This is a genomic window from Gemmatimonadaceae bacterium (genome assembly GCA_020852815.1).
Taxonomy (GTDB): Bacteria; Gemmatimonadota; Gemmatimonadetes; order Gemmatimonadales; family Gemmatimonadaceae; genus SCN-70-22.
The window spans coordinates 176,172-199,561 of sequence record JADZAN010000015.1 but is presented as its reverse complement, the minus strand read 5'-3'; the positions used below and the strand labels follow the sequence as shown (position 1 = coordinate 199,561).

The window sequence follows — 23,390 nt, the reverse complement described above, 5'->3', positions numbered from 1 at the left end:
GTGTGCGCCCGACACGGCGCGCCTCGCAGGCATCCGTCTGCAACGGAACGCCCGTCGTCCGGAACCTCCATGCGAATGCCGATGGTGGTCGCGTTGAGGCGCACCTACATGGCGCGCCGCGCGCGATCGCGTTTCAACCGTACCTCGAACGAACATCCGCCCGTCACCAGTGCGCGCCGCCCTGGTGCAATGCGTGTTCTCTCGCGCGTCGCGGGGGCGACGGCGTTGCTCCTGACGGCGGTACTCGTTGCGTGCACGAGCCACGGCGTCGTCGTCGTGGAGCGGGCGATCATCGTCGCGGGCAATGGTCGCGTTCCGCCGACCCTGTACTTCACCGTGCGAAACAGCGGGACGGTCACCGACACGATCGTCGGCGCCGCGGTGGAGGGCGCGGGCGGTGTGATCTTCGCGCGGCATCGCGATCACGCCTTCCATGTCGCCGATCGCGATACCAGTGCGGACGCAGCACAGGTGCGTGTCGAGCGCGTGCCGCTCGAGGCGGGCACAAGCGTCGCGCTCGAGCCCAACGGCACCTTCGCCGTCATCACGCCAGGTGCACATCAACTCCTCGCGGGCGACACGGCGCTCGTCTCGGTTCGTCTTGCGCGCGCGCCAGCGTCCAGCACGTACGCGCGCGTGGTCGAGTATGCGCAGCTCGACTCGGCGCTCACCGCACCCATCGCCGGTGGTGTGGCTCGCTGGTTCGTGCGCTCCTTCGATGCAGCTCCGGGCGTGCCGAACCGCGCGCGCAATCCCAAAGCGACAGTGCAGGCGGGGCGTGATCTCTACGCGGCCAACGGGTGCATTTCGTGCCACGGCCTCAACGGCCACGGTGATGGACCTGTGGCGGTGACGCTCAACCCACCGCCGCGTGACTTCCGCGCCGCGGCGGCCTTCCGCACCGGGCTCGACGAACGCGCCATCGCCCAGACCATTGGCACCGGTATTCCCAACGGCGGCTCCATGCCGCGCTATCCACACCTCTCCGAGACGCAGCGCCGCTCGCTGGCGCTGTACGTCCTTTCACTGGCTCGACCAAACACCTCATCATCCACGCTCCCATGAACATCACGCTTTCGAACATCACGCTTTCGAACATCACACGCGCCCTCGTCGGCGCCGTTGCGCTATGCACGCTGTCGGCGGCAGGTGTCGACGCGCAGGGCATCTCTGTCACAGCCCACGATGCCTGGGTCCGCGAAGTCCCCGCCGGCCGCAAGGTGACGGGTATCTTCCTGACCCTCGAGAACAAGGGAACGGTGGCCCGCGCCCTCGTCAGCGGTTCAACCGAAGTCGCCGACACGCTCGAGCTGCACGAGATGATTCGCGAGAACGAGATGATGCGCATGTCGCCCGTGAAGCAGATCGCCATCCCCGCGGGCGGGAAGGCCGAGCTCAGGCCGGGCGGATTGCACCTGATGATCTTCGGCGTGAAGAAGCCGCTGGCCGCCGGCGACACCGTGCAGGTGACGCTCACCCTCGACGATGGCACAAAGCTCCAGGTGGCCGCCGAGGTGCGGAAGATGGGAGGGATGCGATGAACGGTTGCTGCGTGCCGCTGCCAGGCGCGAGGCACGTGGCTCGTCAGGCGCGCAACGCGCTCCTCGCGCTCGCGTTGCTCGCCGCGAGCACGGGATGCTCGAAGAAGCCCTCGCTCCCCATCGAGCCGATCGGCGGCGACTTCACCCTCACCGACCACAACGGCCAGCGCTTCGAGCTCGCCTCGCAGCGCGGCAAGGTCGTCCTGATCTTCTTCGGCTACTCGTTCTGCCCCGACGTCTGCCCCACCACGCTCTCCAAGCTCACCACGGTGGCGCAGTTGCTCGGCGAGGATCGCGACAAGGTCAAGACGCTCTACATCACCGTCGATCCGGAGCGCGACACGCCGGATGTGCTCAAGCTCGACCTCTCGAACTTCAACCTCGACGCGCTGGGATTGACGGGAAGCAGGGGTGAGATCGACCCCGTGGTGAGACTGTACGGGGCGTCGTACCAAATCATTCCCACGCCCAACTCCGCGGCCAAGTATACCGTCACGCACTCGACCAATCTCTACGCGCTCGACCGCGACGGGCGGGTACGGCTGATTCTCAAGTACGAGGCGACGGCGGACGAGATCGTACAGGGAATTCGGGAGATCCTCGCCGACGCCAGTTGAGAATCCGCCGTTTGGGGTCAGAGTCAGCGAACCAAATTCTCGCTGACTCTGACCCCAAATTCGCCCCAAATTCGACCCCCAGAATTCGCCCCCCCCACTCCGACACCGCCTTCGCCTTCTTGTCGCTCACCACAACCGGCCACCCCGCCTTCCCGGGCAGCTTGGTCGACCGCTGCGCCGCCTGCCACACGAAGCCCGCGACCACCGCGGCGTTGTGCTTCATGTCGTCCGGCACCAGCCGCTCGTACACGTCCTGGTTGGAGTGGTGCGTGCGCGTGTCGTAGTCGACGGGGTCCTGGATGAACTGCCACCCGCCCAGCCCGACGGCGTCGAACGCCTGATGGTCGGTCCCGCTGGTGTTGGCCGGCGTCACGGTCGTCACTCCCTTGTCCTTGAACGGGGTGATCCAGGCGCTGAATGCATCCTGCACCTGCGTGTTCCCCTGCAGATACACACCGCGGATGCGCCCAGTCCCGTTGTCGACGTTGAAGTAGCCGGCGTGCTTCTCGTACTCCGGCAGCGCCCGCACGGTATCGGTAGGGGCAAAGCCTGACGAGTCGCTCCTGAAGACGCGCTCGCCGAAGTGGCGCGCCACGTACTCGCGCGACCCGAACAAGCCCTGCTCCTCGCCGGTCCACAAGCCGATGCGGATGGTGCGGCGCGGCTTGAGCCCGCTCGCCTTGATCAACCGTATCGCCTCCATCATCACCGCAGACCCCGCGGCGTTGTCGGTCGCCCCCGTGGCCGCATGCCACGAGTCGAAGTGCGCGCCAAGCATCACGACTTCGTCCTTGAGCGCCGGATCGCTCCCCGGGATCTCGGCGACAATGTTGAACGATTCGGCTTCCGGCGTTTGGGTATTGGCCATGTCGAGCGAGAGCGTGACGGGAACGCCCTTCTCGAGGATGCGCGCAATGCGCCCGTAGTGCTCCCCCGCCACGTGCACCATCGGCACCAGCGCCACGCCGGCCGTTCGCGGATAGCCGTTGTCGGTGAAGATGGTCCCATCGTCGCCGCGCGCGGGGAGGAGGATCCCCACCACACCCTGCCTCGCGAACCAGCGCAGCGCCGCGGTGTCGTTCGCCGGACGGAAGGCGTTTCCGCCAAAGCGGCGCGCCATGTTTCCCATGGCCGCCGGGTCGCGCGGGATCGCGAAGCCACCCGTGCGAGGGTCGGGGACGCCGGCGCCGGCCATCTTGTCGAGCTCCTCGTCAGAGTAGCGCTTGGCGTCGGGCTTGGCGTGCGGCGCGAGCGTCGGCGCCGCGCCAAGGAGGACGAACTTCCCCTTGAGCGTCCCGGCGTACTTCGCCGTATCGCCCCACGAGCCCAGCATTGCCACGACCGCCTCCCCCTTCACCGCTCCCCTGGTGCTCGGCGACCAGGCGCGCGGCGCCACGGCGACGTCGAACGCCAGCGGTGCCACCACGCGCAACGTCAGATGGTCGTTGCGCCACCCGGGAAACTTGGGGCTCCAGTACTCGAAGCCGACGTTGGCCAGCCCCCACTCCTTCATCGTCTTCACCGCCCACTCCCCCGCCGCCCTTGCGCCTGGCGACCCGGTGAGGCGCGGGCCGTGCACGTCGGTGAGCCAACTGGCAATCGACATCACCTCGCCCTTGGCCATCTCGTCGGCGTAGAGCTGGCGCAGCGTGGTGGAGTCGACCACTTCCTGTTGCGCCGCGAGCGGCGCAGCGACGAACGAAAGCGCGACCACCGCCAACGCCTGCACGAGGCGCGCGGAACCTGCGATGCGGCGGAACTGTGGCTGGCGGAGCATGGGTTGACGATGCATGGAGGGTTCGTGACGGAGTGAGGCGACGACGCTCCCTGCACTCTCGCACCACCCCGCGCCGCCCGCCAGTGGCCGCGCCGTCAGGTTGTCGCAACGAACGGCGCGTTGGCGATCCCCGCGAATCGCCGCCACGTCGCGTCGGCTCGCCCTCGCGCAAAGCCGAATCGTGCCGCATCATCGTGTGCGACCGGCTGCGCATCCCACCGGCGATCGCCCCGTCCAGTCACCCCCGCTCGAGTCACCGACATGCGTGCGTCGTTCCTTCCACGGATCCTTCCGTCCGCGTTGCGCCTCGCGCTGTTCCTTGTCCCCACAGCGGCAACAGTAACGGCACCAGCAGCGGCAACGGCGCAGGCGCCGCTCTCCGCCGATTCACGCGCCCGGATCGACGCCGTCTTCGCCCGATGGGATCGCACCGACTCCCCCGGCTGCTCGCTCGCCATCTCGCAGAATGCTCGCGAGGTCTACGCCCGCGGGTACGGCATGAGCGACCTGCAACACGCGATCGCCATCACGCCGCAGTCGATCTTCCACGTCGCTTCGATCTCCAAGCAGTTCGCCGCCTACTCGGTGGCCCTCCTGGCCGAGGACGGTCGGCTCACGCTGGACGACGACATCCGCAAGTTCATCCCCGAGATACCCGACTACGGCACCACGATCACCATCCGCCACCTCATCCATCACACCAGCGGCTTGCGCGACCAGTGGCAGCTGCTCGGCTACGCCGGCTGGCGTTTCCCCGAGGACCTGATCACCGAGCAGGACGTGATGCGCATCGTCACCCGGCAGAAGGGGACGAACTTCAAGCCCGGCGCGGAGTGGGTGTACTCGAACACCGGCTACACACTGCTGGCGGTGATCGTGAAGCGCGTCAGCGGAAAGTCACTGCGCGAGTTCGCGCAGGAGCGGATCTTCGAACCGTTAGGGATGACGTCGACGCACTTCCATGACGATCACGCGATGATTGTCCTTGGACGCACCTCGGCGTACGAACCGCGCCGGGACGGCGGGTGGAAGATCTCGATCCCCGTCTTCGACACGTACGGGGCCACGTCGCTCTTCACCACCGCGGGCGACCTCCTCAAGTGGATGGCCAACCTCGACTCGCCCATGGTGGGGAGCAAGTCGCTCGTCGCCGCGGCGCAGACGAGCGCCACGCTCAACGACGGAACGCCGGCCAACTATGGCTACGGCCTCTCGGTCCTCACCTATCGCGGGCTGTCGGCCGTCGGCCACGGCGGCGCCGACGCCGGCTATCGCGCGCAAGTGGAGCGCTACCCGGGGCGCGGCATCGCCATCGCGGTGCTCTGCAACGCCGCCAGCGCGGTACCTAACGCCCTGCTGCGTAACGTCGCCGACGTCCTGCTTGGGAGCAGCGCTCCGAGCGCCGTGGCGATGGTCGACACGGTGGAACGCCCGATCTCCGCGGAACTCCGGCAGCGCTGGGTCGGTACCTACCGGGACACCATCAGCCAGTCCGTCCTCCGCATCCGGCTCGATGGCGAGACGATCAAGCTGGCCGACGGTCGCACGCTCACGCCCACGAGCGACACCACCTTGCGCCTGGGCCCGGGAGCGCTGGTGCTCCGGTCGTCAGGTGCAAACACCGTTGGCGTGACGCAACTGCCGCGCTCCACCCGCGAGCTGTTCTACCGCAAGGAAGCGCCGTTCACGGCCGACTCGGCCACGCTGGCCTCCTTTGCCGGATCCTATTACAGCCAGGAGCTCGACGTCCGCTATGACCTCTCGGTAAAGGACTCGACGCTTGCCGTCTTCAACCGGAAGCTCGATGGCGCCTCGATGGTCCCGGCGTTTCGCGACGGCTTCGTGGCCAACTTCGGCGCGACCGTGCAGTTCACGCGCAACAAGGCGGGAATGGTGAGCGGTTTCACCCTCGCCGATGGCCGCGTGCGCGGGGTACGATTCGAACGTCTTCCCTGATTGAGCGACGCGCTCGATGTTGCAACAGGGGCGCCGGTGAGCGACACCGGCGCCCGTCGGCGTTGCGGCTGACGGTATCAGCGCCGCCGCGGCTTCAACTCCAGGTCCTGGAAATCGAACGAGAAATCCACATCCGGTGACGCCGGCACCATCTTCGCGTGATCGACGCCTCCGTCCGGCGTGAGCATGAAGGTGATGTAGGCGTCGGCGCGCAGTTCGCGGTCGCGCCACCGCACCAGGAAGGTGTCATGCTGCCAGGGGACCAGATCGCCGACCAGCTGCGGGCTGTGTGAGAAGCGAATCGCCAGTCCTCCCTTCTCCTGCGCGATGTCGATGTCGCCATACCAGGCGTCCTCGTAGCCGCCCGCGTACTTCTCCAGCGCCAGAGACGGACGCGAGAGCGAATCGCGCGCCGCGTGCGCCTCGCGGGCTGCGGCGGCGAGACCCTGCCGCTGGCGCTTGAGCAACGCATCGTAACCGGCCAGGAAGTCGAACGGCCGTGACACACGCAGTACGCGCTCCATCAGCGTCCACGTGAGCGCCAGGAAGGTCGGCGACTCATCGTTGGTGAGCACCACCACGCCCGCGCGCTCCGACGGGATCCACGCCACCGACGACAGGTAGCCGGGAAGCCCTCCGGTGTGGTGCAGGATCTTGCGCCCGCGATACGTCCCCACGTCGAGCCCCAGCGCGTAGAACGAGAAGTCGCTGGCCAGCGGGGCGAGCTCCGCTGGCGGGGAGCCGTTAGGCATCGGCGTCACCGGTGCCTGGATCATCCGTGCCGTCGCCGGCAGGTACAACCGGCTCCCATCTCCCACTTTGCCCGAATCCAGGAGCGACAGCACCCACTTCGCCATGTCCTCGGCGCCGCTGTTGATCCCGCCGGCAGGATTGGTGTTGTCACTCGTCATGGGAGCGATCGCCGTGAGCCTCCCCTCGAGGAGCGTGTGCGTCTGCGCCACGTCGCCCGGCGAGACGGCGTCGCCATGTCGCGACGTGCTGTGCGTCATGCCTACCTTGTGCAGGATGCGCGTCTCGATGAACCGCTCCCACGGCATCCCACTCACCGCCTCGATGATCTCGCCGGCCACGAGATAGAGCACGTTGTCATAGGCGTACGCCGAGCGAAATGACGTGGCCGGCTTGATGTAGCGCAGCCGCCGCATGATCTCGGCGCGGTTGTACGTCGAGGCCGGCCACCAGAGCAGATCGCCAGCGCCGAGTCCGAGCCCACTGCGATGCACGAGCAGATCCTTCACCGTGATCTCGCGCGTGACGAAGGGATCGTACATGGCAAACTGCGGCAGGTAGCGAATCACCGGCGCGTCCCATGCAAGCTTCCCCTCCTCCACCAGCATCCCCAGCGCAATCGCGGTGAAGACCTTCGTGTTGGACGCGATGCCGAAGCGCGTCTGCGGCGTCACCGGCGCGGACTCGCCGACCTTCTTCACGCCATACCCCTTCGCGACGACCACCTTGCCATCCTGGATGACGGCGACGGCGACCCCGGGCGTGGGGAAGGTCCTGAGTGCGACGGCGACGATGGAGTCGACCGTGCGCGCGGCGAGCGGCGCAGGAGCGGACGAACGTTGCGCCTGCAGGGCAGGCGCAACGAGTGTGAGCAGTGGGAGAACGAGATGCCGCTTCACGGCACCACCCGCGGCTTGCCGATCTGGTACTCCCTGGGTGGCGTGTTCCCCTGCAGGTTGGTCACGAAGTAGTCCCAGCGCCGGCGCATGATGTACGCCGCGTCGGGGCCGAAGCCGTGGCGGGCGTGCGGGAGCATGATCTGGTCGAAGTCCTTCCCCGCCTTCATCAGCGCGTCCACCACGAGCTGCGTGTTCACCGGCGGAACGTTGTCGTCCATCTGCCCGTGAATCAGGAACAACTTCCCCTTGAGGTTCCCTGCATACGTCTGGTTGGCCTCGGCGGCGTAGTTGTCGTTAGGCCCGGACCTGGTGAGCAATCCCTGGTAACGCTCTCCCCAGTCGTCCTCGTAGTTGCGGTTGTCGTGGTTTCCCGACTCCGCAATGCCGACCTTGAAGAAGTCGGGGTAGCGGAACATCGCCGACGCGGTAGCGAAGCCGCCGCCCGAGTGCCCCCAGATCCCCACCTTGTCGATGTCGATGAACGCATAGCGCGTCGCCAGGTCCTTCATGGCCGACACCTGGTCGGGGAGCGTGTTGTCCCCCATGCGCCCATAGTAGAAGTCGCGCAAGGCCTTGGAGCGCCCCGGCGTCCCCAGCCCGTCGATCTCGACCACGACGAACCCCAGCTCGGCCAGCGCCTGGTTGTCACCGCGCGACGGGATGAACATCCGCGGCCCCACGCTTCCCGACTGCGGCCCGGGGTAGATGTGGTTGATGATCGGGTACTTCTTCGCCGAGTCGAGCTTCGTGGGGACGTACATGAGGCCGTATACGTCCGTCTTCCCGTCACGCGCCTTGGCCGTCACGGGGATCGGGGCGCGCCACCCGGAGGCTAACAATCGGGAGATGTCGCCCTTCTCCAGCGGGAGCACCACCTTCCCGTTGGCGTCGCGCAGCACCGTCACGGGGGGTGTGTCGGGCGTGGAGTACGTATCGACGAAGTACCTCCCGTCAGGTGAAAGCGAGACCGTATGGTTGCCCACCTCGGGCGTGAGCAGCGTCAGCCCCTTGCCGTCGAAGCCGATGCGATAGAAGAGCTGGTGATACGGGTCGCGCCCTGCTTCGCGCCCGTTGGCGGTGAACCAGATCAACCGTTTCTTCTCATCGATGCGCACGATGTCGGTCACGTTGCCGTCGCCGGTCGTGATGCGGTTCTTGAGCGCACCGGTGGTGAGATCGTGGAGGTAGAGGTGCGTCCAGTTGTCGCGATCGGACCACCAGATGAACTCGTTCGTCCCGGGAAGGATGCGCCAGAGGTTCTCCGGCTGCGACGCGTCGCCGATCTGCGTGGCGCTCTTCTCCTCGAGCACCGTGCGCACCTCGCCCGATGCGGGATCGGCAATGCGAAGCCACGCCTGCTTGTGATCGCGCGACGACGAGATGAAGGCAAAGCGGGAGCCGTCTGGATACCACTGCGTGTCGCAGATGATGTCGCCGCAGGCAATGTGGTCGCTCACGGTCGAGCGATGCGCATCGGGCGCCATCTGCAGCCGCGTCATCGCCCACGTGCCGTCGCCTCCCTTGCGCAGGATGACGCGCGAGACGCGGAAGATCACGCTGTCGCCGGGCATCGGGTACTTCCACGCCTCCAGCTTCGGGCTCCCCACGTTGGTGCTGACGAGGTACATGTCGCGCACCCCGCGCCCGTCGTGCTGGAAGGTCGCGATCTGGCGCGAGTCGTCGGACCAGGTCACGACCGGCGAGTCGTTATGCACCCACCCCGCGTTGTTGGTGGCGTAGCCGAAGTCCTTGATCCCGTCGGTCGTCAGCTGCACTTCGTTCCCCGCCTCGAGGTCCTTGAGCCAGAGGTTGTAGCTGCGAATGAAGACCGCCGACTTCCCGTCGGGCGAGGTGGAGGCGTTGGGTGGCGCCGCGATCCCCTTGGGGAGCGGGGCGCAGGCGTAGCCGGTGAGGTCGCAGCGGTATCGCTGGGCGCGCACGGTGGCCACCAGCGACTTGCCGTCAGCCGCAAAATCCATGGTCGTGAACGGAAGGCGCTCTCCCTCGAACGTCCCCCCGGTGGCGGCGCCGAGTGCGGTGGCGAGGCGTGCCTGGTCGAAGGCGGCCCCCCGCGCGCGCTTGGCCGGATTCACCAGGACGAACGAGGCGCCGTTGGCCGTGGTCACTCGGTAATGGAAGCGCCCATCCGGAAGCCACGTTGGCCGACCGGTGGTCCCGCTCACCAGCGGGTTCATGGTGGCGCCGAGGAATCGCTCGGCGCGGGCGTAGTCCTCGATGGCGAACTGGTAGCCCTTGGGCGGGGCCCCCTGCGCGCCAAGCGCGAGCGGGAGTAGCGGAGCGACGGCGAGAGCGCGCAGCGTGACGGAAACGCGATACGGGCGCATGGTCCTGGGAGGCGCGAGAAACGGACGAGAAGGGAGCACGGACACAGGGAAGGGCTGGAGATGCGAGAAGAAGCTACAGGCGGAGCCGGACCCCTCGCCACACCGCCGGGACCGGCGCACGGCCTGCAGACCTCGGCAAACGCCGACAAAGGCCGACAATCGCCGGCCGATGCCGCTTCGGCGCTCCGCGACGCGCTGTGTCTCGCCGGATTGGTCCCCGCTGGCTCCTGAAGGCGGTGTCATCAGCGGATACGCGATCGGATCTCGACTCGACGTCACCGAGAGGTCGACGTCCAACTGCGGCCAGGAGAGGTTTGTCCGGCGTCGGCCATCAGCAGCCAGAAGCCGTGCCGCGAGACGTTGGTGACTTCAGCTGAGAAGAGAAACAGCCGACAGGGACGCCGCGCAGTTCAACGAGCAGCGCTGTGGTTCAAGAGCGCTGACCCTAGTCGTGCCTAACACCTCACGGCGCCCGCAACATGGAAGCGGGATCGGTCGCCATCGCGCGGCGCACTGGGATGAACGCCGCGAGAACCGTCGCCGCCAGCAGCACACACTCAGCTGCGCCGAGCGTCCATGCATTCACGTGATACAGGTCCAGCAGGAACGGATCGATGAGTCGCGCTACGCCGAGCGAAAGCAGACCGCCGAAGGCAGTACCGGCGAGCGCCAGCACCGTCGCGTCACGGCTCACCAGGCGCATCAAGTCCACCGGTGTTCCCCCGACCGCGAGTCGTATGGCGAGTTCACGACGGCGCGTCACCGTTGCGTAGGCGAGGACGGAGTAGATGCCGAGCATACACAAGGAGACGGCGCACACGGCGAGCGCGACGAACAGCATCGTGATGAAGCGATGTGCGTCTTCGAGGCGACGCTGGGCACGGTCGGCGCGCTCGATGCCGACCTGCGTTCCGGGCGGCAGGGCATCACGCAGGCGGTTCGCGAGACGCGCCACGGCGCTTGCCGCAGTGCTCTCGTCCACGCGGATGACGAGATGCCGCGTCGTTCCTGTGGGATCACGCGACAAGTACACCGCGCCCGGCGCGACGTCGAAGACGTCGAAGCTCGAGAACATGCGGCGCATTCGGGACGACACACCGATCACGGTTGCGTATGATCGCATCCCGTTTGGCCCCAGCACGGCGAGCTGTCGGCCCAAGGCGTCCTCGTCGGGCCAAAGCTCTCGCGCCACACGCTCGTCGACGACCACCTTCGCCGGGCCCTCGTCGTCGCCGACCTGAAGATCGCGCCCTCGACTGATGCGCGTTCGCATCGTCCCGAGGAAGCCCGCCCCGACCGTGAGCAGCTCGGGGTTATAGAGCACGTGGGTCGAGCCTCCCGAGCCGAATCCCATGACGGATAGCCCGACGACTCGTGGCTGCACCCACCAACTCACGTCAACGACGCCGGGCGTAGCACGCACTGCCGACTCCGCGGCCATGAAGGATTTGTTCGCCGAGCCGCTGTCGGTCCTGTAAGCGGCGGGAAGCAGCACGCGTGCCTCGTAGAGCCCGCGGCGCTCGAAGCCCAGACCCACCGTTGACAGTCGGCCACTCGCGCGCGCCAACAACCCTGCACTGACGAGCATTGCAAGGCTGGTGGCCAACTGCGCGACGATAATCCCTGTATAGAGGCGTCGCGAACCACCCGTCCGCTCGACGGCAGCCCGTGCCAGCGATATGGATGGATCCGACGCAGACGCTCGAAGGGCGGGGAATATCCCGAAGAGGCATGCAGCGAGGATCGAGACGACGATGGCGCCTGTCACCACCATCCAGTCGAGGCGAAGGTCGAGTCTTCCGATGTAGGGAACGTCTGTGGGAATCGCCGTTCGGAGTGCGCCCTGCAATGCGAACACACATAGCGTACCGATGGCTCCTCCCACCACGGACAGAATCGCGCACTCCGCGAGAATGTCCATCACGATACGTCCCCGTGTGGCGCCAATCGCTCGGGCGATCGCGTGGGCGCTCTCCCGGCTAAGCGCCCGTGCAAGCGCCAGGTTCGCCAGGTTGGCGCACGCAATGAGCACGATGGCTCTGGTCGACCATGCCAGCGACCGCTGCAACTCCGAGAACTCCGCCAACGCGACGGCGAGCGCTCGAACATGGAAGCGGGGCGCGGTCGCACTCGGCGCCTGCGCGGCAACGTGTAGCCCCATGGCGCGCAGGTCGCGCTCCAGCGTGGCCTGTGACGCGCGCGGGCGTAATCGCGCGACGAACTCCGGCGGCATCAGACCGCTTGTTGACTGAACCGCACCGCGCATCGAAAGCAGCCACAAGTCCGCTCCCAGCATTCGCTCCAAGCCCGGGGGCGCGACGCCGACGACTCGGAAGGTAGTGCCGTCTACCTCGATAGTGCCTGCCGAGAGGTCGCTGGCACCGTGGAGTCGTTCACGCCAGAAGCGATCGCTGACAACTGCGAGAGGTGCCTCGCCGAACGCGCGATCGGTTGGTAGGAAGAAGCGCCCAGCGCTCGGTCGCGTCTCGAGCACCTCGAAGAAGTCTTCGTCGACATACATCACATGTCGCTGTTCTGCCTCGCCTCGTGAAACCACCGCGGCGTAGTCCCCACGAACGGTCGAAATGACTTCCAGCGACGGCACCGACGCTCGCATCTGACGAAGGTCGATGGCGGAAGGCGTTGCGCTCTGTTTCCCGCTAACGGTCGCCTGTACGCGATAGAGTAACTCAGCCCTCCGGGCGACGCTCGCCGGTCGCAAGACCGCATTCACGGTGCCAAGTACAAGCGCGCTGAGCGCAATCGCCACCGCCATCGTGAGCGCCACGAGTGCGGAAAAAGCGGGAGCTGCTCGAAGCGATCTCCAGGCATTGCGAAACGAGAAGAGGATCATCTCGAAGTCCTATCGCTTCTTGTCGAACGTCTCCACCCCCTTCACGTTCCGCTGCAGCATATCCTCGTTCACCCAGTAGGCCGGGCCGAACGGTACCTGCTTCGGCCACAGCTGGTCGAGCGACATCGCGTCGTACAGCACCCCGCCCTTCATCACGTACTGTGCATCGGCGGTCGCACGGATGTTCTGCAGCGGGTTGCCGTTGAGCACCACGAGGTCGGCGAGCTTCCCGACCTCGAGCGAGCCGAGGTCCTTGTCGGCGCCGAGCAGGCGCGCACCGTGCAGCGAGGCGACTTCCAGCGCGCCATGGTTGCCTAACGCCGACGCCCCCATCCACAGCTCCCAGTGCGGGGCCAGCCCGTGATGCTCGCCGTGGGAGCCTAACGCTCCCCACCCACCCTCGGCGATGATGTCGGCCATCGACTGCGCCACCACCGGATACGAGTAGTCTGTCACCGGTCGCGTCATGCGTACGCGCGTGTGCGGGACCAGCGCGCGCCACGGGAACCAGCGCCGCTGCTTGGCGTCCTGCCAGACGTTCGACTCCTGGAACCAGTAGTCGATGTTGGACGGACCGGCGCCGGAGACGACGAGGGTGGGGGAGTACGTGGCCCCCGCCTTGCCGAGGAACTTGGCGCCGTCGCTGTACATCGGCACTTCCTCGAAGGCGTGCTCGAAGGCGGTCTGTCCGTCCATGATGAAGCCCAGGTCTTCGAGGAAGAAGCCTCCCTCCGACGTGAGGTTCATTCCCACCGTGCGTGCCGCCTCGGCCATCCACTGCCGCTGGTCGCGACGCGGCTGGGCGTACTGCTTGATCGAGTTAGCTCCCCAGTCGGCCATGCGGCGCACGGCGGCGAGCGCGTCGCGCGGGTTGTTGATCTCGTTGGCGCGCGTGGCGTCGCCGGCGGTGATGTTGTCGCCGGTGCTGAAGCCGCGCGGCCCCACCATCTCCCCCGCCTCGATGAGCTCCGCGGTGGGGAACATGTTCTGCGCGTGCATCGACACGTCGTGCGTGGTAGTGACGCCGTAGGCCAGATAAACGGCCTGCTCGAAGTCGTGCCGCGGACGCATGCCGCGCCACTCGCGATAGTGGTGCGAGTGCATGTCGACGAACCCGGGGATGATCGTCTTCCCGCTGGCGTTCACGACGCGGTCGACCCCCGCGGTGCTGCACGACCCGACGCAGGCGATGCGCCCGTTGCGCGCCACGATCGTCCCGCGCTCGATGACGCGCCGCTTGTCGAGCGTGACGAGGCGGGCGTTGGTGAGGGCGATGCTCCCCGAGGGCGTCGCGCGCGGCACCGTCAGACGCAACACGAGCGTGTCGGTGCGCTTCGTGTCGAGGTGATGGACGTAGAAGTGCGGGCCGCTGGAGAACTCCAGCGTCAGGTGGTCGCGCCAGCGCGGGTAGAGTCCGCCGTCGCGCGTGAGCGCGGTGATCGGGAACTGGCCGCGGCGCTTCTCCACGCGCTGCGGATCGCTGCCGACGCCGCCGTATGCCATGGGCGCGACATAGACGTTGTCCCCCTCCTGGAAGGCGACCCATTCCCCATCCGGCGACGGGACCATCTCGTCGGCCGCAGGAAAGGAGAGGTGCTCCCGGCGGTCCTTCCCGTCCGGCGCGATCGAAACCAGCGCTGTCCCCGCTGGGCGGCCGGCGTTCGCGACGCGCTGCTCAGGCCAGAAAATGCGCCCCTCGGGGCCGATGGAGGGGCGTGGCAGCTGACGGCGTGCCTCCCCGCCCACCGAGACGCCGGTGGGGCGTTCGATGGTCCCGACGATGACGCCGGTGTCGCCCTGCGCCGCGTTGACATCGAGGCGCACGACGTCGAACCAGGTGTTGTGCGTCATCGTGCGACCGCGCGCGGTGGCACCTTCGCCGCGGGCGACGATCACATGGCGCCCGTCGGCGCTCCACACCGGCACGGTGTAGTCTCCAGCTTCGCGCGTGAGGCGCCGCGGGGCGCCGCCGTCGGCGAGCGCCGTCCACACGTGCCCGCGCCCGGTGTCGTCCCAGGTCACGAAGGCAAGCGAACGCCCGTCGGGGCTCCACGTGGGGGCGAACTCCAACGGCGAAAAGCCGGCGGGCGTCACGCGGCGCGGCGTGCCGGTGATCCCGTCCTGCACGTAGACGCGCCCCACCACCTGGAAGGCGATGCGCTTCCCGTCCGGCGAGGAACTCGGCCAGCGGAAGTAGCGCGCCGCGAGCGAGTCGTCACGGATGCGGAACTCGCGCCGCGCCATCTGCGACATGGTGCGCTTGACCGTCGCCGTGAAGGGAATCGTCGTCACGTTCCCCGTCGACACGTCAACGCGCCGCAGCTTGCCCCCCTGCGTGATGACGATCGACTGACCGTCTGCTGCCCACTTGTAGCGCGGGAGGATGCCAAGCGTCTTCCCCGCCACCGCGGTCATCGGTTCGATCGGGTCCATGAGGAGGCGCTCGCTCCCCGCGCGGAGGTCGCGCAGCCAAAGGGCGGTGCGCGGGCCGAACTCGTGTCCCTTGAAGGCGAGCGTCCCGTCGGGGATCTGCCGGGCAAAGGCGAGCCAGCGCCCGTCGGGGGAGACTTCCGGCGCGGCGGCGCCGCCTGACGAGAAGCGCGACGCCGCGGCGCTCCCGCTCTCCCCGTTGGTGATGTCGATGATGTCGCCGCCGTCGAACGCGAAGCGTCGCAGCTGCAACGTCCCGCCGAGGATCTCGCGCGGCTCGGCGTTCATCCCCACCTGGTAGTAGAGAAAGCGTCCGTCACCGGAGATCGTGGGCCATGAGGGCGTGGCGTTGGCGCCCCCCTGGCCGGCGGCGACGAGCGAGACGCCGCTCCCCCCGTCCTTGTGGTACATCCAGAGGCCGTTGCCGGCGGCGCCAGCGCCGCCGCCCCCTCCGCCGAAGTTCCCGCGCACCGCGCGCCGCACGACGATGAAGCGCCCGTCCGGTGTCCACGCCGGTTCGAAGACCGCGACGTTGAGGTCGGTGAAGACGGCGCGCGCGTTGGCGCCGTCGGCATCCATGATCCACAGGTTGTATTGCCCGCGTCGATCGCTGATGAAGGCGATCGACTTCCCGTCGGGTGAGATGCGCGGTTGGAAGTTGAGGGCGACGCCACTCGATTGCGTCAGCACCTCCGCCGTCCCGCCCGCAGCGGGCATCCTATAGATGTGACCGAGGAGGTCGAAGACGACCCAGCGCCCGTCCGGCGAGAGATCGGAGGCCATCCAGGTTCCCTCGCTCGTGGTGAACTCGATCGTGCGCGTCGTTCCGCGAGCGAGGGTCACGTCCCAGCGAGCGGCAGAGTCGGCCGCGCCTGTGGCGGCCGGGCGTTGCGCGGCGAGGTTGCTCGCGGCGGCCGCGGCCAGGGAGAGCGCGAGGAGGCAGGGCGTGGCGGGGGAGTGCATGCGCGCGGGGCGGTGAGAAGCGTTGGCGAGTCGGAGCGCGCGACGTGATGACTGGCGCGCGCGCTCCAACGTCCGACCTACCGCCCCCCTTCGCAAGATCGTAAGGCGATCTGGGCAGCTCGCAGCGTTGGTCGCAGTGATGGAGCGGTAGACTGGCCGCGTTGCACGGTCGTTCGTGCGCGTTGCGGGGTTGGTCGTGCGCGACTCGCTGTCGCTCGTTAGCGCTGCGCAGTCGTTGCTGCGGACGGCGAGGCCGTCGCTGCGGACGGCGCAGTCGGCTACCGGGACGGGTCAGTAGACGATTCAACGGAGAACGCGATCGGAACAGCGCAGCAAGTGTTTGCGGTGGAGAGGGTTACGCGGCCGGGCACGTGCTTGAAGCTCCGCAAATGAAACAACATCCCACTGCAAGCAGGGGCAGGTTCCGCCGCCGGGAACCACATGACACCGTGACGTCCCCTCTGGTGGCGCCCACTTCACGAGCCACGCGGAAATCGAAGCGGGACGCCGACTCTCGCAACGATCTTCGTTCTTTGTGCCTTCGTGCCTTCGCGTGAGACCGTAGTTCTCCACCCGCTCGCCACCGCTCGCGCCGTACGCCAGGACAAATGGGTCCCAGCTTTCGCTGGGAAGGTGGGCGTGGGGGCGAGGCGGGGTGTGCGACGTCCATCGACGCCGACATCCCAGCTTTCGCTGGGAAGGTGGGCGCGGGAGCCCACGGCTGAGAACGCTCGCGCCCTTGCCTCCCGTCGTGCCTGCTTTCATCGCTTAGGCACCGCCGAGTTTGGTTGCACCATTCGGGAACGAGGTACAGACTTTGCCCGTCGTGTCGACTCGCCCGACTCCCCTCACACGATCAACGTCGTCACCGAGACGCTGCCGTGTCCCCCGCTGTCGCCGCCCCCGCCGCCCCCGTCGCTCCTCCAGTCGCGCCGCGCGGCGCGCCTTCCGTCGCCGTCGCATCCCCTCCCGGCTTTGTCGCCGACCTGCTGCGCTATCGCGACGCGGTCATCGGCGAGATGCAATCCATCATTGCGGAGAAGGGCTTCGACGATGTGCTGGCGCGCCGCATGTCGGACTACCCGTTGCGTACAGGCAAGGGGCTGCGCCCGGCGCTCTGCCTCGCGACCTGCCAGGCCTACGGCGGTGAGGCGGCGCACGCCCTTCCCACCGCGGTGGCGCTCGAACTCTTCCACAACGCCTTTCTCGTGCATGACGACGTGGAGGATGAATCGTTGCACCGTCGCGGCGCCCCCACCATGCACCAGGATTGGGGAATCGCGATCGCGGTGAACGTGGGCGATGCGCTCAACGTCCTGGCGATGACGCCGCTCCTCAACAACCTCGAAGTGGTGGGGCTGGAGAAGACGCTGCGGATCTTTCGAGAGATCGAGCGGATGGCGCGCGAGTCGGTGGAAGGACAGGCAATGGAGCTGGAGTGGGTGCGCGCCAACGCGTGGGAGCTGCGCGACGCGCACTACTTCCGCATGTCGTGCAAGAAGACGTGCTGGTACACAACCATCACCCCTTGCCGACTCGGCGCCCTGCTCGGCGGGCCGCTCGACGTCTCCCTCGAGCCGTGGGAGGAGTTCGGATACCACCTCGGCGTCGCGTTCCAGATCCAGGATGACCTGCTCAACCTCGTTGGGGAAGAGGAGCGCTATGGCAAGGAGCGCGCGGGCGACATCTGGGAGGGGAAGCGCACGCTGATGCTCATCCAGTTGCTGCAGCGCGCAGGTGGGCGGGAGCGACAGCGCATCCTGCGCGTCCTCGGCACGCCGCGCGCCCGCAAAACGCAGGACGAGGTCGACATGGTGCTCTCCGCCATGGAACGCCACGGTGCGCTGGACCATGGACGCGAGCTGTCGCGCGACTTCGCCCGTCAGGCCCGGCGCGAGTTCGAGACCATCACCGCCTCACTCCCGCCGTCCACGCACCTCGACTTCATCGAGTCGATGATCGACTACGTGATCCACCGCGACCTGTAGGCGCTGTGTAGTCCCAGGATCCTCCCGCTCACGACCCGCATCACGGAGCCACCATGAGCAGCCCGGACATCCCCAGTGAATACACCACCCACATGGACCTCACGCTCGCCGGTGGCGTGGACATGGGGCTGGACGACATCCGCATCAATGCGCTCCCGCCGATCACGCTCAACAGTACGAGCGTGCTCACGAGCACAAGCGCCCTCACGACGACCAACGCGCTCTCTCTGAGTGTCGAGCGGCTGCCGCGCATTGCGCTGGACGTGACGATGGCGATGCGTCCCACGCGCATCTCGTTCCCCGTGAACATGAAGTTCGGCGTGAAGAGCATGGGGATGGAACTGTTCTGCTTCCACGTGTGCGGGGAGAGCATGGTGATCGTGGAGGACTACATTCCGCGCCCGGCGGAGCGCTGCCCATGACGACGCGCGACATCCCACCGATCGCCCAGGGAGGGTGACGCGATGCAACGCTATTCATTACCGCCCGGCGAGGGATGGCGCACCGGTCACGAGTCGATCGTCCTGCGCGGTGCTCCTCCGGTGCTGTGGGGCGACGTGACGCTCGTGAACGAGAGCGACGAGAAGGTGAAGGTGCGACACCTCGAAGTGAGAGCGCGTCGCGACGGCGATGCGGAGTATGGAACGCATGCGGCACTGGCACCCAGTGCGTTGCGCATCGGGGCGCGGTTGGCGCCACGCGTGGCGACGCGCGCGCGCGCCTCGATGACGATCGATCCGCAGACGCCGCCGGGGCGCTACACGGTGGACGCCGAGGGCTTCGCCGAGGGCGGAGTGGTGCTCGAGGTGCTGGAACGCGTGTCGGTGCAGCTCACGCCGTCGCGGCTCGAACTGCGCGGTGCTCCTGGCGACGTGCTCGAGGCCGCGCTGTGGGTCAGCAACCGCGGCAATGTGCCCGTGGCCATCCCGCGTGCGGCGCTCGTTCACCTGGAGGAGAAGTTCTGGATGGGGCGCTCGCTGACCTACGTGCTGCGCGACATCTCGCGCGACGCCGGCGCGACCGCCTTCCTGGACAAGTTGCTCGCCGAGCTCAAGGACACCGACATCCGCCCGATGCGCGTCGATGTGGAGTCGAAGGAGGAGGAGCTGGCCGCTGGCGCCAGCGCAGCGTTGCACCTGCGCTTGCACCTGCCGGAGGAACTGCGCAAGGGGCGCGACTACGTGCGTTCCATCTCATTCATGCATGCCCGCCTGTTCGTCGCCCTCACCTGCGATGGCAGCGCGGCGTCCACCAAGCGGAGGGCGTTATGAGCCGTGTATCCATGAAGCACACCAGCGCGTCGGCGCCGGCGGCGGCCGACCTGCTGACGGTGGCGCCGCGACTCCTCGTCCTGTCGATGGAGAGTGCGCGCGACTTCGTCTCCCGCGCCTCGGCGACGATGCCGGCCATCCCGTCACTCGATACGCTGCGCCGCACGGCGACCGGGAGCGAGGACTGTGGGTGCGACATCCCCGAGACCGACTGCCCGCCGCATTGCGTCTGCGAGCTGCACTGGGAGGGGAGCCCCGGTGAGACATTCCGCGCCACGATTCGCGTGCGCAACACGGGGAAGGTGGCGCGGAGTTTCGCCATCGCCTCCACCGACCTGTCGTCGCCGCTGGCGGGGAAGATCGCTGTCGCGCCCGGTCAGCTGCAGCTCGCCCCCGGTGGTGCGGGGGATGTGGCGCTGGCCTACACCGTCCCTGCAGGGGCGCAGGCGGGCGATGCGACGGCGGAGGTGCTCGTCACCGGGGCGTACGAGCAGTGCGTCAAGGTCACGCTCACCGTGCAGGCGGAGGCCACGATCACCTGCGAAGTGGCGCAAGGGGAGCCGCCGCGCCGAGTGCGTACGATGCACTGGTACCGGCACTGGCAGTGCGAGGAGCCGTGCGACCCGCCGCGCACCACGCCGGACAACCCCAACACGCCAGGCACCATCCCCGGTGTCCCGACCACGGGAACACGCCCCAACCAACCGGTTGCCTGACCATCACCCGCCGCACCCGAGCGACCATGGCCACCGCCGAAACGTTCATCGAAGAGCTCAAGGGACTCCTCACGCGCAACATGGAGGCAAACACGCAACTGGCGTCGCGCGTGTCGACGTTGGTGCAGCAGGCCTCGCGCGAGGGGTTGCCGACCAACGCCAACGACCTCTTCGCGCGTTGGCTCGACTTCAACCTTGCCTCGGCGACACTGATGACGTCGCATTCGTCCGAGGTGATGCGCGGGTTGGTCGACGCCGCGGAGCGATCGCTGCTGGGGCGTACGCTGTCGTCAGCTGCACCGTCGGCGGGAGACGATGGCGGCACGGTGCCTGCGTCGTCGGCCGGGGCCATCGACCTGCACGTGCAGGGGGCGCCCGGTGAGACGGTGCGCGCCCCCTTCCTCATCGCCAACGAGTACGATCGCCCGCTCGAGGTCTCGTTCGAGGCGTCGCCGCTGCGGAGTGAGGGGGGCGCGGAGATCCCGGTCGATCGGGTGTCGTTCGAGCCGCCGTCGCTCTCGCTCGGGCGCGGGCAGCGCGTGGTGCAGGCGGCGATCGCCATTCCTGCGGGCGCGACGTCGGGGACCACGTACCGCGGCGACGTGCGGGTCAAGGGGTACCAGGCGCGGACGATCGCGATCGCCGTCTCGGTGAACGCGCCGGTTGGGGAGGCCGGGAATGGTGATGCAGGGAAGGGGAGCAGCGCGCGCGTCGCCTCACGTGCGGCGGGGCGCAAGGGTGACCCTACAAAGGGGAAGCGAAAGCGACCTGGCGGGGCGTCGTCGGCATGACGCGGCGCCGCGCGCGGGGCGCTGCCCCTTCGGCGCTCCCCTGCGTCACCATTGCGCGTTCACCGGCCAACGACGTGCGGGTGATTGTCGATGCCTTCGTGTCGACGCCGGTGCTGGTGCAACTCCTCACCGATCGCGGCGGCTTGATTCTCGAGCATCGCGCGGAGCTGCGGGCGCTGCTGCAGCAGCTGTCGGGTAAGCTGGCGGCGGCAATCGAACGCCCCGCCGACGTGGTGCAAGAGGTGGCGCAGCTCGCGACGCGCGCGGAGGCGTTGATGATGTCGCCGAGCGAGGGTGCGGCGGCTCTCGCCCCTGAGGACGCCGGCCCGACGCCGCGTCCCGCCGAGCGACGTCGCCCGGCGCGACACGCGGCGCCATCGCGATTCCTGGCCATCGCGACCGCGCCTGAAGCTTCCGGCGCCGACTGGCCAGGCGGCCGGCTGCTTCGTTAGGCCGTGCAAGTCCGTCCCTCGCTCGATGCGGCTCGCGACGATGCCTTTCACCCACCGGTGGCGGGCGCGCCCGACCTCGAGCGCTACTCCGAGTGGCATCACTTCAACTTCAACGACGACGCGTCGGAGGTGTACGGGCTGTTCAACCTCGCGCTGTCGGGCGACGTGCATCATCCGTCACGGGCGCGGGCCGGAGTGTCGCTCGTCGTGTGCGAACGCGGCGTGGGATGGCACGGGACGATGAACCTCCATCCGCTCGAGGAGTGCACCTTCTCGGGCGGGAGCGCCGACGTGGCCATCGGGGGCAACGCGGTGCGCCTGCGTCGCGGCGCCTATGAGGTGAGTGGGGCGCTCAAGGATGGCTCGGTCGCGCTTAACGCGCGGTGGACGCCGCGTGCCTCACCCATGCGCCTCGACCACATCGGTGGCGTCGTGAGTTCATTCCTGCAACCGAGCTTTGATGTCGAGGGGACGCTCGTGCTGCAGGGGCGCGAGATCCCGCTGCGAGGGGCGAGCGGCTACCACGACCACAACTGGGGGAGCTGGGACTGGGGGCGCGACATCGGGTGGGACTGGGGCTACATCCTCGAGCCGCAAGCCAACGGGCGCGGCAAGCGCGCGATGCGTGCCAGGCCGCCGCTTTCCATCGTCTTTGGGCAAGTCACGGACGGGTCGCGCGCCTCGGCGCGTTCGGACCTGGTGATGATGGTGTGGGAAGGAGAGCGCTGGAGCCGCGCCTTCGTAGGTGACGCCGTCACCATCGCCGTGCACGGAGAACGGCGCTATGGCGACGTGCCGCGCATCCCGGGTGTGATGTCGCTGCTCGTCCCCGAGCGCTCCTACATTCCCGAGTTGGTCGAGATTCGCGCCGCCGACGGCGATGACGTCCTCGAGATCACCCTCCGCGTCGACTCGGCCATGCAGTTCCTCATTCCCCACCCGGCCACCGACGGGCGCACGACCATTTCCGAGTTGGTGGGAGAGTACACCGTGCGAGGGACGCTGGACGGGCGCGAGATACACTTCTCGTATGTCGGCTTCGCGGAGTTGGCGGGGTGAGTACGCCGCGGGGTTCGCGTGACGTGGTGCGGCGCGACGCACGCATGCGCCCGGCCATGCGCGCGGCCATCGACGTCCTCGCGGTGCTGCGCGACGAATCCCCGCAAGTGTACGCGCGCGTGGCCGAGCTCCTGGCACAGGCGCCGGCGCAGCTCGCCATTGGTGACGAAACACTCGGTGTCAGTGCCGGCCACGGGATCGTCGCGCTGCGCGACGTTGCGCCCGACGGCTGGTTGATGCAGGTTGTCCTCGACTACCAGTCCGTCGTGGCGCTGGTGGATGGTACCGTGACGCTGGAGCAACTGCTGACGTTCGGGCTCCTGGATGTGCGCGGACACCCCGATGCGCTGCTCGCCTTCCTGGCGGCGTCGCGCGCCGTGGGCGCGGCGGGGACGCGATCGTCGGCGCTGCAGCGGATCTTTGAGCGGTTTCGGGGGGAGGTGGGCTAGTCGATCACGCGCTCGTTGATTGTCGCGGTAGTGCTCGCGGGTGTGGCCGTGCTTGGCTGGTGGGTGAGGACGCCGACCCGCTTCGTCGATGCGGCGAGTCGCGCGGATTGACTCGTGCTGACGTCCGACGGCGCTCCCGTTGCTGGCGCGACGGTGCACGTGATGCTCCGCTCTGCCTCCAAGAGCGTGACGACCGACGCGCGCGGCTGCTTTCACATCTTCAGGATCCACAGCCCGCGCGACCACAGCGCAACACTCGGCGTCACGCATCCCGCCATGAAGTCATGGCTCCAGCAGGTGCGTGTCGTCGGCAACCTCGCCGCCGAGGTCCGCCTCGAGCCACTCGCATCCCCCACCGCGAGCCGCGGCTGGTTCCGGCGTCTTCGGAAGAGCGATCTCGAATTGTTCTAGTGTCGTGAGCTGGTGGACTCGTTAGGGCGGTGATGGAAGGGTGGCGTGCGGGGGCGACCGCTCGTGCCGCGCGCAACGACAAATGGGTCCCAGCTTTCGCTGGGACGGTGGGGGCTTCGCG

18 protein-coding genes are annotated in these 23,390 nt (G+C 67.8%); 13 read left to right on the top strand and 5 right to left on the bottom strand.

The window, feature by feature from the left end; translation table 11 throughout:
- Positions 1-69 precede the first annotated feature (69 nt).
- From IT359_08905 to IT359_08895, 3 genes are read left to right on the top strand one after another with little or no spacing between them, the layout of a single operon-like run.
- Entirely contained in the window at positions 70-1,065 is a 996-nt protein-coding gene (locus IT359_08905; protein MCC6929093.1) for a c-type cytochrome, read from the top strand.
- Positions 1,062-1,541, top strand: coding sequence for a copper chaperone PCu(A)C (locus IT359_08900; GenBank protein ID MCC6929092.1), 480 nt, complete (start codon positions 1,062-1,064; stop codon positions 1,539-1,541). Before IT359_08905 ends, IT359_08900 begins: the two co-directional genes overlap by 4 nt.
- On the top strand, positions 1,538-2,158 hold the full coding sequence (locus IT359_08895; protein ID MCC6929091.1) for an SCO family protein: 621 nt from the start codon (positions 1,538-1,540) through the stop codon (positions 2,156-2,158). Before IT359_08900 ends, IT359_08895 begins: the two co-directional genes overlap by 4 nt.
- Here the strand turns inward: IT359_08895 and IT359_08890 are convergent.
- Positions 2,091-3,950: a M20/M25/M40 family metallo-hydrolase gene (locus tag IT359_08890; GenBank protein MCC6929090.1), complete on the bottom strand. Its 1,860-nt coding sequence runs from the start codon at positions 3,948-3,950 to the stop codon at positions 2,091-2,093. The two genes, IT359_08895 and IT359_08890, sit on opposite strands and share 68 nt — an antisense overlap.
- Before the next feature lie 246 nt (positions 3,951-4,196).
- Between IT359_08890 and IT359_08885 the strand changes: the two genes are divergently transcribed.
- Positions 4,197-5,891: a beta-lactamase family protein gene (locus IT359_08885; GenBank protein MCC6929089.1), complete on the top strand. Its 1,695-nt coding sequence runs from the start codon at positions 4,197-4,199 to the stop codon at positions 5,889-5,891.
- Between the two features lie 77 nt (positions 5,892-5,968).
- Here IT359_08885 and IT359_08880 read toward each other — a convergent pair whose 3' ends face one another.
- From IT359_08880 to IT359_08865, 4 genes are all read right to left on the bottom strand, one after another.
- Positions 5,969-7,540, bottom strand: coding sequence for a serine hydrolase (locus IT359_08880; GenBank protein ID MCC6929088.1), 1,572 nt, complete (start codon positions 7,538-7,540; stop codon positions 5,969-5,971).
- The gene (locus IT359_08875; GenBank protein MCC6929087.1) at positions 7,537-9,735 is read right to left on the bottom strand and encodes a DPP IV N-terminal domain-containing protein; all 2,199 of its coding nucleotides are present in this window, start codon (positions 9,733-9,735) and stop codon (positions 7,537-7,539) included. Before IT359_08875 ends, IT359_08880 begins: the two co-directional genes overlap by 4 nt.
- Positions 9,736-10,348: 613 nt before the next feature.
- Positions 10,349-12,739, bottom strand: coding sequence for an ABC transporter permease (locus IT359_08870; GenBank protein ID MCC6929086.1), 2,391 nt, complete (start codon positions 12,737-12,739; stop codon positions 10,349-10,351).
- Positions 12,740-12,748: 9 nt separating this feature from the next.
- Entirely contained in the window at positions 12,749-16,132 is a 3,384-nt protein-coding gene (locus tag IT359_08865) for a PD40 domain-containing protein (GenBank protein ID MCC6929085.1), read from the bottom strand.
- An 881-nt stretch (positions 16,133-17,013) separates the two neighbouring features.
- On the opposite strand from IT359_08865, the gene IT359_08860 reads away from it, so the two are divergent.
- The 9 genes from IT359_08860 to IT359_08820 all read left to right on the top strand — a co-directional run bounded on the left by IT359_08860 (position 17,014) and on the right by IT359_08820 (position 23,269).
- Positions 17,014-18,120 carry a polyprenyl synthetase family protein gene (locus IT359_08860; protein MCC6929084.1) on the top strand — a complete coding sequence of 369 codons (1,107 nt, stop codon included), beginning with the start codon at positions 17,014-17,016 and terminating at the stop codon, positions 18,118-18,120.
- Between the two features lie 53 nt (positions 18,121-18,173).
- Complete coding sequence (locus IT359_08855) at positions 18,174-18,542, top strand: hypothetical protein (protein MCC6929083.1); 369 nt, start codon at positions 18,174-18,176, stop codon at positions 18,540-18,542.
- Positions 18,543-18,584: 42 nt separating this feature from the next.
- On the top strand, positions 18,585-19,391 hold the full coding sequence (locus IT359_08850; protein MCC6929082.1) for a hypothetical protein: 807 nt from the start codon (positions 18,585-18,587) through the stop codon (positions 19,389-19,391).
- Between the two features lie 11 nt (positions 19,392-19,402).
- Complete coding sequence (locus IT359_08845; GenBank protein MCC6929081.1) at positions 19,403-20,107, top strand: hypothetical protein; 705 nt, start codon at positions 19,403-19,405, stop codon at positions 20,105-20,107.
- A gap of 26 nt (positions 20,108-20,133) precedes the next feature.
- Positions 20,134-20,898, top strand: coding sequence for a hypothetical protein (locus tag IT359_08840; GenBank protein ID MCC6929080.1), 765 nt, complete (start codon positions 20,134-20,136; stop codon positions 20,896-20,898).
- A complete protein-coding gene (locus IT359_08835) occupies positions 20,895-21,350 on the top strand; it encodes a hypothetical protein (GenBank protein ID MCC6929079.1) in 456 nt (151 codons plus the stop codon). The genes IT359_08840 and IT359_08835 overlap by 4 nt, the downstream gene beginning before the upstream one ends.
- A gap of 3 nt (positions 21,351-21,353) precedes the next feature.
- Positions 21,354-22,409, top strand: coding sequence for a hypothetical protein (locus IT359_08830; protein MCC6929078.1), 1,056 nt, complete (start codon positions 21,354-21,356; stop codon positions 22,407-22,409).
- Entirely contained in the window at positions 22,406-22,858 is a 453-nt protein-coding gene (locus tag IT359_08825; protein MCC6929077.1) for a hypothetical protein, read from the top strand. The genes IT359_08830 and IT359_08825 overlap by 4 nt, the downstream gene beginning before the upstream one ends.
- 114 nt (positions 22,859-22,972) lie before the next feature.
- Positions 22,973-23,269 (top strand): carboxypeptidase regulatory-like domain-containing protein, encoded by a 297-nt coding sequence (locus IT359_08820; protein MCC6929076.1) that lies wholly within the window; start codon positions 22,973-22,975, stop codon positions 23,267-23,269.
- Positions 23,270-23,390 lie beyond the last annotated feature (121 nt).